General features: G+C 40.3%; 7 protein-coding genes. 5 read left to right on the plus strand and 2 right to left on the minus strand.

Annotation, left to right across the window (positions count from 1 at the left end; genetic code table 11):
• Positions 1 to 3: 3 nt before the first annotated feature.
• Positions 4 to 1,680, minus strand: coding sequence for a cyclic peptide export ABC transporter (locus tag J8M00_RS06595; protein WP_211009526.1), 1,677 nt, complete (start codon positions 1,678 to 1,680; stop codon positions 4 to 6).
• Positions 1,681 to 1,682: 2 nt separating this feature from the next.
• Entirely contained in the window at positions 1,683 to 4,049 is a 2,367-nt protein-coding gene (locus J8M00_RS06600) for a penicillin acylase family protein (RefSeq protein WP_211009527.1), read from the minus strand.
• A 1,083-nt stretch (positions 4,050 to 5,132) separates the two neighbouring features.
• On the opposite strand from J8M00_RS06600, the gene J8M00_RS06605 reads away from it, so the two are divergent.
• The 5 genes from J8M00_RS06605 to J8M00_RS06625 all read left to right on the plus strand — a co-directional run bounded on the left by J8M00_RS06605 (position 5,133) and on the right by J8M00_RS06625 (position 11,633).
• Positions 5,133 to 5,891, plus strand: coding sequence for a thioesterase II family protein (locus J8M00_RS06605; protein ID WP_211009528.1), 759 nt, complete (start codon positions 5,133 to 5,135; stop codon positions 5,889 to 5,891).
• Between the two features lie 133 nt (positions 5,892 to 6,024).
• On the plus strand, positions 6,025 to 7,269 hold the full coding sequence (locus tag J8M00_RS06610; protein WP_211009529.1) for an HlyD family secretion protein: 1,245 nt from the start codon (positions 6,025 to 6,027) through the stop codon (positions 7,267 to 7,269).
• 27 nt (positions 7,270 to 7,296) lie between these two features.
• Positions 7,297 to 8,007 (plus strand): ABC transporter ATP-binding protein, encoded by a 711-nt coding sequence (locus tag J8M00_RS06615; RefSeq protein WP_211009530.1) that lies wholly within the window; start codon positions 7,297 to 7,299, stop codon positions 8,005 to 8,007.
• Positions 8,004 to 10,424 (plus strand): ABC transporter permease, encoded by a 2,421-nt coding sequence (locus J8M00_RS06620; protein WP_211009531.1) that lies wholly within the window; start codon positions 8,004 to 8,006, stop codon positions 10,422 to 10,424. Before J8M00_RS06615 ends, J8M00_RS06620 begins: the two co-directional genes overlap by 4 nt.
• Positions 10,425 to 10,601: 177 nt before the next feature.
• A complete protein-coding gene (locus J8M00_RS06625) occupies positions 10,602 to 11,633 on the plus strand; it encodes an aspartyl/asparaginyl beta-hydroxylase domain-containing protein (RefSeq protein ID WP_211009532.1) in 1,032 nt (343 codons plus the stop codon).
• Positions 11,634 to 11,795 lie beyond the last annotated feature (162 nt).

Here is an 11,795-nt window from a genome sequence, read left to right on the forward strand (position 1 = left end):
GTATTAGCTAGCGTTAAGATTACGGTGTTGGTGTTCGCGCTGTTCTATAACCTGCCCTGTCTCCATAAATATTAATTTGTCAGCCACATCAAAAAACCTATCGTCGTGACTTACTACTAGTACAGCTTTATTTTTTGCCCTCAACATTGGCAAAATATGACGATAAAAACGCTCCCGAAACTCGGGATCTTGATCGGCTGCCCATTCATCAAATAAATACAATTCTTTGTCTTCATATATCGCAGAGATCAGTGCTAATCGTTTTCTTTGCCCATCAGATAAAGAAGTTTGTGAAAATCCTGAGCCGGTGTATTCAACTTTGTGCGCCAACTCAAAATCTGCGATTAACCTGTTAACTTCATTAATCTCTTGATGATCATTTTCATCAATTGAGCCGATTTTCTTGAATAGGTAATAGTCAGTGAATATCGTAAATATGCCTTGTCTAAATCCATTTACATTTGCATCTTCAACTTGTACGTCATCAAAATAGAGTGCACCACTGGTGGGCTTGTAGAATAGAGAGGTTAACTTGCTTAATGTCGACTTACCTGAACCATTACCGCCGACCAAGAAAACCAGCTCACCTTTTGAAATGGATAAATTGACTGGTCCAACAAAAAAGGGCGATTTTTCATATTGATATACGACATCTCTAAGCTGCAAAGTCTGCCATGAGGTCTGCTTTTTCACATCGACAGCAAAGCCTTCAGATTGCAACTCATCGTATAAAATATCGAGCTTTTTGTATGAAATAGCCGCTTGCATAATACTGGGAATGGCAGATAACAAGGCCGCAATGGGCCCTGTCAAATAAAGCATAATCATGACCACGGAAATCAACTGGCTATTACTTATTTGCTGATAATTCGAATAGGCAAAAACAACCGTACCAATGACCAAAAAACAGATCATTTCCCCATAGTTACCTGTAATTGAGTAAACGATGTTACTTTTAGTAGAGTAGTCCTTAACCTTTTCTTCAGCCTTTAATAACTCAGACTGGAAGAAGTCTTGTCTGAGCGTTTTATTGACTTTGAGCTCTTTAGTGCCATAAGACAAGGCTTCAAAAGAAGCTTGTAGTTTATCTCTCCACTCCCTTGACCGAGTAAAGTAGTTTCCAGCCAAAATGAGCGGAATTTGGTAGGTCACAACACCAATTAACAGCGCAATGATCAGAAAGTAAAACACCGCTGAATTAACCACCCAAACATACATCAACATACCAAAAATGGTGATCAGATTAATAAACAGTACAGGCGCTGATTGACCACCGGCGACAATATTATTGATGTCAGTTGTTAACGCATTAATTAGCCGCGCAGAACCCGTATCTTCTAGTTTATCTAGCTTACTTGCCAGCACCTTTTCATAGAGCTTTTTGCGAAAAGACGTGGCAAATAAAAAGCTTGCCTTGAGCAAAATTGTCTGAGAGAGCACTCTAAATATCAAAATGGCAAAACACAGTGCTAAAAACAACCCGGCTAATGCAACATTTGACACCTGAATACCTAGGACAACAGCTGTGTTACCGCTTTGGTTTGCATTGACGAGATCTTCAATACCAATCAATAAAATAGGGATAAGCCCGGTGTAAACAACACCCGCTAAGCCACCAAATACGAGTGAAACAAAAATCGAGTTTGGTGCATATTTGGTAATTTCTTTAATAACTCGCATGATTATTCCGCTGGCCTCAAATTTAGTGTGTACTGTGATTTTGACTCGGTGCTGTTGATCAGTGTATTGGTGCGCATCATGGACATCATGTCTGCATAGTGCGCGCTATAAATATGACCAGATTGACCTGTGGAATTAATAAAGTGATAAGAAATATCAGGTGTCAGTTCAAAAACATGCCTGAAGGTTGCACCTGCATTTTGAATATAGCCTTCGTCTTCATCGAAACGATAGTTCGCCACATTGATTGTGTGGGGCGTACCATCACCACTAATGTAGGTTTTAAAGGATGACTTTAATGCTTCCATATCACCCAATGGGCGGTGTGTGTATTCGCGGCTTACAATCTCTGACCAACGCCAGTTATCAGGGTTTGAACCCACAAGTTTGGTTAATTCAGCTTGTGCTTTGTCAAATGCCGAGTTGACAACAGTGATACACGCCTGTTGTTGCTGTGCTGGTTGCTTAATACACCAATAGGGCTCTTCCTCTAATAACCTCAATAAAGTGCCAGCCTCAACACGGCTTACTAGGCTAGACACTCGGTTATCTAAAACACTCCCCTTTCCAACTAGCTTAAAGTGCGGTCTAACTAATTCTTCTCTGAGGTGCTCAATAAATGAAACGTATAATGCAGGGTAAGGGGAATCCGAAGACATATCGCCATCCCAAGTCAGAAAGCCTTTTCGAATCGTTTGTTCAGGGTTAAATCCATATTGTTCAGTCAGAATACGTTGAAGGTGGCGTACGTTGTCATCCACGACATCCAGTTGCATCACTCTGTTAAACTCAGCATCGACCTTTTCTCCCTTGTCGATACGTTGTTTCAGGATGCTTTTAATACGGTTTGCTCTAGTCGGCTCAGCCCAATCACTGCCGACAAAATACGGGTAGCTCGTTGGCAGGTAATTTTCATTTGCATTGGCAATAAAGCCTTCAGGCGGATTGTAAATATAGGGCATCTCTTCCCAAGGTACATAGCCTGTCCACTCAAACTGCGTATTCGGTACCGGTACTTTGCCTTGCCCCACCTTTCTAATTGGAATAAGACCTGATGCACTCATGCCAATATTGCCCGCTCTGTCAGCGTAAAATACATTTAATGAAGGTGACACTAAATGGCTTAAAGCGTTTCTGAAACTGTGCCAATCTTTAGCGTAGTTGAGCTGCAACAGTGCTTTCAAGCTCAAATCATTGGCGTCAAGCGCAGTCCATTTCAGCGACATGCCATTCAGAGAGCCCGGTGCGTAATCAATGATTGGGCCACTTTCAGTGCGCGCTATGAACAACTCATAAGGCGGTTGCTTTGTTCTTAATGCATCAGGAAATTCAGACTTGATGTGTATTTGTTGCACTTCAATATCCAATGGCTTCCAACCTGTGCTCGATGCGTATTGGTTAGGCGAATTAGGATTAAATTCATGTAACACAATGTCTTGTTTATCTATCGTAAAATTCGCACCACCCCAAGCGATATCTTCATTTTTACCAAAAATGACAAATGGAAGACCGGGGAAAGTCATACCTGCACTGTTTATTTTGTCTCCTTTGATTTTCGCTGCATACCACATTGATGGCAGCTCAATACCAAGATGTGGATCGTTTGCCAAAATGGGCGCGCCACTTGTCGTGTGTTCACCCGAAACAACCCAGCCATTGCTGCCTAAATCTTTCTGTTTACCAAATCGCTGAGCTTGCAATTGCGCATAGTTATTTTCAATATCCAGCGTGGTTTGCTCAGCGATTGATGTAGAAATATGCGCTTGTGGAATATCAGGGTAAAGCGACCTAAAGTGCTGTTCAGGCAGCAAACTCATCGCTCTTACAACATCTAATTCTCGCGATAGGTTGAAACTCAACATAAGCGAGAACAACTTGCCGATCACAATTGAATCGACAGGGGTCCAAGGTTTAGGCTCAACATTGAATAACGAAAACTCGACGGGTAATTGATCCGTTTGAGCAAGCCATGAGTTATAACCTGCAGAAAAAGCCTCCATTGCAGCCTTAAAATCGTCGTCGTAATTCTCCCATGAAGCTTCTGCAACCGCGTGTAAACCTAAGGTTCTCATCCAGATATCTTGAGACAAACTACTTCGTCCGAATATCTCAGCTGTTTCGCCTTTGCCCATCCGTCTTTGGACTTCCATTTGCCACATACGGTCTTTGGCATGCAAGAAACCCATCGCAAAAAATGCGTCTAGATCAGAATTCGCATCTATCGACGGCACCCCAAATTCATCAAAAGTAACAGAGATATCCTGCTCAATACCTTGAACAGTAAAACTTGAATCCTCTTCAAATATTGTCGACTTCACCCAGGAGAATGTATATAGGACTGCCAAAATAAGAGGTAGCAACAGAAACACGCCTGTCCTTGACAGCATGGGGTAGCGGTTAAACATAAATTTAATCTCTTGATTTTTATTATTTTTATATAAGAACAGTGATTGACATGTGGCAGTTCAGCCAATGCGAAGGGGGTTTGATCAACAAAATGAGACTAGGCTAAAAAATCCGTTTACAACTAAACGAACAAGACTTTTGCCACTAAAAAACCTTCCTTTTGCATATGAAAATCCATTTTCGCAACTAAAAAACCAACTGATCACCACTGCGTTATTATTTTTTAATCTAGAGCCCACTATTAACTCCTTAACATTTCGGTTCTAGATACTGTTATTATGATTAAACCAGTTATTACAATAGTTGCACAATTGAAACATCATTGTCAACGAAGTAAGCACCAAAAAAACACACCTATACCATTAAGAACAATGGATAATTTTGCCTGATTTTTAGCCGCGCTGCGCCAATAAAGGGCTGGAAAGGCATTCACTAAAAGCGAATCTTAAAAGTGTTATTTTCACCTTCATTGTAAATTATGAATGTTTTAATATTTTCAATAGAAGTTCAAAAATCTCTAAACAAAAAATAAATCACATTTAAAACAACAACATCAAATCACATACAGACGAGTGACAATGCCTTTAATTGACTCTCTCACACAGTTTAGACACATAAAAACTCACCACAAGTAGATATACAGCCGCGCCACACTGTCGAATAAAGCTACTCACGCCCCCCTGCCCGCAATTTATACAGGCCAACATTGCAAGTTAGAAAATTCGTTAACTAAACGTGTCGAAAACAAATAATATCGAAATGGCAATCCATTCCCTCTCTCGCTAAAACTGATTTCAACGTAAATTAAAGCTAACCAAATTGTTGACAAAGTTAGACTTATGATAATAACATCACCCAATAGGTTACAGGTGCGTAAACTAGAGTTTCTGTCAAGTTTTCACTTATGCAGAACATCAAACCTGGTTGTATTAAGGCAAGAAGTGTGTAGCCAACTGGAAAATGCATTTCAGCAATAAGCCAGCCCTTATCCTCTAACCTATTATTAATATTTTAGGAATAATAATTATAATAATAAGGAGCATTAAGTGCTTAAGTCCTTCCTGCCTATTAATCAGGTTTCAAGCCCGAGATTTAGGGTCTTTTGCTTTCCATATGCAGGTGGTGGTCACACCACATTTTCTGATTGGCCGGATTATATTGATAATGACATTGAAGTCCTTGTCGTCAGTCTACCTGGGAAAGGAAAAAGATTTTCTGAACCCGCTATAGATAATATGGAAGAACTGGTTAACTCTTTACTGTTTGATTTTAAGCAGCTCAGCGATGTGCCCTACCTATTTTTCGGTCACAGTTTGGGGGCAAGAGTTGCGTTTGCACTCGCCAAAGAGTTAGAGCAATTAACAGTTAGGCAACCGCTACAGCTTGTCGTATCGGGGAGTCCAGCTCCTAATTCAAATGAAGATGTGGTCAAGCTGAGTGATAAGCCTGACCATGAATTCATTGAAAAGCTTCATATTATTGGGGGAACCCCACCAGAAGTACTCGCACAAGAAGAACTTATGGAACTCCTACTGCCCTCTATTCGAGCGGATTTCAAAATTGCAGAAGAATATCAATGCCTACCCCACCAGCTTAATGTGCCAATCACCGTTTTTACCGGTAAAGAAGACCGAGATGTTAACCAAAGCAACCTGTCTTTATGGCAAGGATTTAGTAAAAACCCCATAAGTATAAATCACTATGATGGTGGCCACTTCTTTATTGAAACACATAAAAATGCACTAAAAGATCTCGTAACAATTATTAATGACAATGCAATAGAGCCTGAGCAACTTGTTATATAAACAAATAATTTAAATAAAATAAAAAACTTTATTTACCATATAACATAAGCGTAAACAGCATAATTAATTGATAAAAGCCCTACTCACTATGATAGATTTGGAAAATTAGTGAGGAACTCAAAGGTTCATTGAAATGGATATTAAAAAAGAAAAAAAGAAAAAGCCTAAAGTATCTAAACCAGTTATCGTCGCAGCGAGCTTAGCGCTCATCGCCAGTGCATATATGTTAACAGTTAAATCTGGAGCAGCCGTAGATGGAGAGTCTATGGTTACCTCTAAAGTAGAAAAAGGTTTATTTACTGTAAAAGTTGAGGGGTTTGGCACCTTAATACCTAATGACCTGCGTGTATTGACAACCATGACGCCTGCCACGGTTAAAAAAATAGTTCAGCGACCAGGCGCGATTGTAAAACCTAATGATTTACTGGTCGTACTCGATAACCCTGAACTGCATCAGCAAGTACAAAGTGCACAAAAACAAATGTCGCAAGCTGAAGCAAACCTTAAGCAGCTAGAACTCTCTCAAGAATTGGCAATGCTGGATGAGCAGTCAACGCTCAGTCGGCTCAAGGCAGACATAGAAGCAATGGAACAGCAACATGAGGCTGAAAAACAATTAGTTGAATCGGGTGTCGTGTCTAGGCTCAATTATATCAAAAACCTTTCGTCATTGAACAAACTCAAAGTTCAATATGACATCCAAACCACAAAAATAGCGACTCTAGAAAAAGTTCACGAGCAAAAAATCATTATTAGCCAACAACAAATGAGGCAAACTGAAGGTGAGCTGCATATCGCACAAGAAAGGGTAAATCGCCTCGAAGTACGTGCTGATTCAAATGGAGTTATTCAACGCCTGTCTGTTGAAGAAGGACAAAGCCTCGCCACCGGACAGGAAATCTTAATGATAGGGAGTAGCAATAGCCTGATGGCGATGCTCCAAGTGCCACAAAGCCAAGCTCAATACATAGAAATTGGTCAAAATGCAGTTATCGATACATACCAAGACAAGATTAATGGCACGGTGAACCGTATCGTCCCGGAAGTACAAAATAATACAGTCACGGTAGAGATAGCACTGCCTAACCAATTACCTAAAAGTGCACGTCCCCAGCGCAGTATTGACGGACATATTGTCATCAATGAAATTGAAAACGCGCTATTTATCGAACATCCAAAAGACGCAAGAGCATTTCAACCTGCAATGCTGTATGCGCTTTCAAATGACGGCCTAAACGCATCAAAGAGAAATCTAATGTTTGGCTACAGTAGTGGTAAATACATCCAAATTAATTCTGGAGCAAAAGAAAATGACGAGTTCATCATCTCTGACGTACCTACACAGGTCAAAGGGAAAGCGAACTTTGACATACAGTAGCCAGTAAAAAACAATAAAGGAAAATCCATGAACAAAGACATCAAGATTGAAATAAATCATGTGTCCAAGGTTTACGATACAGATCTTGTCGAAACACATGCTTTAAAAGACATTAATATTAAGATTTACGAGGGCGACTACGTTTCTATATCTGGACCTTCTGGTGGGGGTAAATCTACTCTGCTATCAATCATAGGTCTGTTAGATGAAGCGAGTGGCGGAGAGCTAAAAATTGAAGGTAAAGATGTCACTTCACTCACTCAAGATCAGGCAGCCGAAGTAAGAAACACTAAACTAGGTTTTATCTTTCAATCATTTAACCTAATCGAAGAGCTTTCTGTTTATGACAACGTGGCTCTGCCATTAACCTATCGCACTGATGGGCTTGCTGCGGAAGAAATTGATAAAAAAGTAAAAGAATGCTTAGAAAAAGTTAGCTTGTCACACCGACTCGATCACTTCCCAAATCAACTGTCTGGTGGTCAGCAGCAAAGGGTTGCGATTGCCAGAGCACTTGCCGCTGATCCTGCTATTTTATTAGTTGATGAACCGACAGGTAACCTTGATTCTACAACTGGTGATCAAGTCATGCAGCTTTTAGAGGAGCTAAATGCGCAAGGTACTACGATTTGCATGGTAACTCACGACAGCAGATACGCGGACATGGCTAGAACTAAATACCAGCTAAAAGACGGGGTTTTGCAAGTTGAAGAGGAACAGTTGAGTGAAGCCGTATGAAGAATTCAACGTTAGTAGTCAAACAATCCATTAAGAGCCTGAGTCGCAAGCCAACCTTAATGTTTGGTGTCATTGCAACACTTGGCTTAACACTCGGCGCATTTATATCTGTTTTAACGCTTGCATACTACATGTTTCTCAAACCACTTCCCTACCCTGATCAGGAGAGATTAGTCACGGTTGAGTACAGAGCGCTAAATGCGGAAGGGGGCGTGATGGGTAATGCATTTACCTACCCTGGCGCCATTGAAATCTACAAAAATAATGACTCATTTGATGCTAGTGCACTGATGTTTTATGCAACCTCAGTGATGACATCAGATAGTGCTCAACCAACCGTTGCTACCACATCGGTGACACCTGAGTGGTTTGATATCACTAGCGCGAAAACGTCTTTAGGTCGCGTTTTTACAGCTGATGAAGGATTGAATAGTCACATACCCCTAGCAGTTTTGAGCCACAAAACTTGGCAAGAAATGTTCAATTCAGATGAAGGCGTACTAGATCAAAGTGTGAGCTTTAATGGCATCTCTTACAAAATTGTCGGGGTTTTATCACCCGATTTTATTGAACCAAGGATCCGTGCAGATCAGTCATCTACAAGCGTTTGGCTAACTTGGGACCAAAACTCCGCAATGGCCAAAGAAACTTGGTCGTACATTGATGGTGGCATCGTCTACGTTGCAAAAGTAAAAGCAGGTGTGACAGCAGATATTGCCGCTCAGCAATCATCACCAAGAGCCAGTGAGCTTTTTAACCAAAATAATGTCGGCATTCCTTTTTTCAAAGGGTGGTCAATCGAGCTAATCGTCACTTCATTGAAAGATAAAGTATTAGGTGACAGTCAAAAAACAGTGACTATGTTGGTTCTTGGGGCATTTGCATTATTGTTGATAGCCATGGCTAACATCACTAACTTATTTATTTCAAGAACAATTGAACAACACCGAAAACTCGCTATCAACGCAGCTCTCGGTGCAAAGAAATCTCAATTGCATGTCATATTCTTGCTTGAAGCGACATTACTAATGCTACCAGCGGCGATTTTTGGACTTGTTATCGCCTATGTTGGCATTGAGATCATGCAAGCATTTTTCACTGACCTTCTTCCAAGAAGTAATGAGCTAAGCCTCAACTTTATGAGCGTCATTTCTGCATTTGTACTTATGGTAGTTCTGATACTCACCTTCTCTCGAGTAAATTTATCAATGATAAATTACAAAGAGCTAAGAGCCGCAATTCAATCAAGTGGTAAAGGCTCTGGTTTACAGGTGTCACAAAAAACTCGCTCCAGTTTAATGGTTGCCCAAATTGCCATTGCAAGCCTTATCATTTTCGCAACCTCTGTTTTATTTTCAGAGGCCTACAAGAAAGTTAACCAACCTCTTGGCATGAAAATCGATGGCTTGGTCAATGTTAACTTCTCGCATATGGAAAAGCATTCTGTGAAGTGGGATGAAATGGCAGCGCTACTTGTTGAAACGAAAGCCCAAATAGAGAGGCTACCGCAAGTTGAATCTGTCACATTTGGCGAATCCCCGCTGTCCTCTTTTAGTATGTGGGCCGCAACTGACGTCGAAACAAATGAGAACTTTGTTCCTATTGGTAAAAGTGTTGATAGCAACTACTTCAATACACTAGATATTTCCTTCATAGAAGGGAAAGGCTTTGACCGCAGCGAACTCAATGGTGATAGCAATGCACTTGTTGTCAATCAGGGTTTTGCTAGGCTGTTGTCTGGTAATGACAGTGCACTAGGCAAAAAGCTCTTAGTAAGAAACAAAGAGCACGTCATTGTTGGTGTAATAGATAACATCATGGTACCGGGCGCTGAAAATGATGCGGCACGTTTATACGTTCCAATCGACAAGGCAAACCAGTCCATGCTCATTAAAATTAAAGACAATCAAACAGTTGATAGAACTGATATCGTTAACATTATTTATGGTATTGATTCGAAGTTGGCTGTGTTTGAATTTGAGTCACTTGCACAGACAAAGTACATGTCTCAATTTGGCGAAATTGTTACCATTATTTCTACCCTCGCCATTTCTTTAATTAGCACAATTCTAGCCGGTTTGGGTCTTTACGGTGTTCTCAATTACACCACTCAGATGAACAAATTTGAACTAGGTACGCGATTAGCACTTGGCTCTAAACGCAAGCAATTAATTTTGTTTGTCTTTAAAAACAATCTCAAATCATATGCTGTGGGAGTCTCTATTGCTACAGCTATGCTGATCATCGCTTATCTAATTGACCCTAATTTACTCTCTCAATATATAGGCTTTGAACTTGTTGCGATTGGCGTATACACACTTGCGCTGATTTTAGCAATTTCTTGGATTGCCTGTTACGTACCATTGAGACCCATATTAAATAGACCTCTTGTCTATAGCTTGAAATCTGGAGATTAACTAGCCCTATAGGTGAGTTGAATGACAAGGTTCTACTCACCTAGCCCCACAAAAATAAAAACAAAAAAGCAAAAAAATAAAAAGATGGCAAATAAAAAGCCACAACATAAAAACTAAAATAAAAATAAAACGACCCAAAGTTAAATAGTTATATTTAGCAAGTTAAAGGAGCTAGAAATGTCACTTTCAATATGCAGTAAATTAAATATGGATATTGACCTACCAGAACTAAAAAAAGAACTAGAAATTATCCAAAGACTTCAGTGGCACAAAGAGTCTCCTTTTATTGCTGAAAATGTCCCTGGATTAAATACTACTGTTTATCATAGTGGAAACTGGAAAGTGGTCAGTTTGCGCTCCCTAGGTGGCAGCGAATCTCGGACAGACCCAGGAGGCCCAAGCATCCATGACTATGAATATAACGAGATGAGCAAACACACTCCATATATTCGTAAGCTGATGTCGTATTTCGGTGGTGATATTCGTACCGTTAGGCTGTCATCCATGGGACCTGGCATGTCAATACAAGAGCACTGTGATACTTTTGTAGCGCTCCAATATGGCCAAGTCAGATTACACATCCCTATTCAAACTGATGAAAATGTCATTATGAGGTTTGGTAAAGAGGAGTTTCACTGGCCAGAAGGTGAGTTGTGGTATGGTGACTTTTCAGTACCGCATAGCGTAGATAATGGCAGTGACAAACATCGTATTCACCTAATTTTTGATGCCTATATCACCGACAAACTACTTGAGCTATTCCCTCAATCTGAGCAAAAAGCAATAGCTGCAAAGCAGATACTCAGCCATCAAAATAGCCAGCCGCTTGCTGTTGAATCTCTTAAAAAATATCAGTGTGACTTTGATATCTCAGCCGCTTTGTTAAAAGGCATATTTGAAACAGATGACGGTATCCTAGGCATCATTAGTGGCCAAATAAAGTTAATCAACAATAGTGAACTGCAATTTTGGTTAGATGAAAAGCCTCTCTTTACTTTAGAACCGCTTAGCGATGGACTATTTAAATTCCGCGGGTGGAGTGTCGAGCGCACCATTGAATTTAAATGGCACCAAGATACGCTCTCCGAAATGGTATGGCAGTTTAATTGTGGGCTACACAAGACATTGGTCACCATTCCCGTCACCGCCACTACAGAAAAAAGTGCAAAACCTAGGTTAGTTGAAAGGCAATGTGAACCATGCGTTTAAATATAACCCTGTAATAATAAATGGGGTTTATAGCAATAAAATCAACACATCCAACCGTTAATAGCTAGATGATACACGCCTTGATTAAAGTCGAGGCGTATCAAACTATTAAAGAGGTTAAATTGTCTTAACCCCCCGCCCTAACCAAATAAGCACTGTAGA

Source organism: Pseudoalteromonas luteoviolacea, from assembly GCF_018100925.1.
GTDB classification, from domain to species: domain Bacteria; phylum Pseudomonadota; class Gammaproteobacteria; order Enterobacterales; family Alteromonadaceae; genus Pseudoalteromonas; species Pseudoalteromonas obscura.

Bases quoted from the DNA above. Each gene is read 5' to 3' on its own strand.
- J8M00_RS06610 (WP_211009529.1), top strand. From the start codon at position 6,025: ATGGATATTAAAAAAGAAAAAAAGAAAAAGCCTAAAGTATCTAAACCA.
- J8M00_RS06625 (WP_211009532.1), top strand. From the start codon at position 10,602: ATGTCACTTTCAATATGCAGTAAATTAAATATGGATATTGACCTACCA.
- J8M00_RS06615 (WP_211009530.1), top strand. From the start codon at position 7,297: ATGAACAAAGACATCAAGATTGAAATAAATCATGTGTCCAAGGTTTAC.
- J8M00_RS06595 (WP_211009526.1), bottom strand. From the start codon at position 1,680: ATGCGAGTTATTAAAGAAATTACCAAATATGCACCAAACTCGATTTTT.
- J8M00_RS06620 (WP_211009531.1), top strand. From the start codon at position 8,004: ATGAAGAATTCAACGTTAGTAGTCAAACAATCCATTAAGAGCCTGAGT.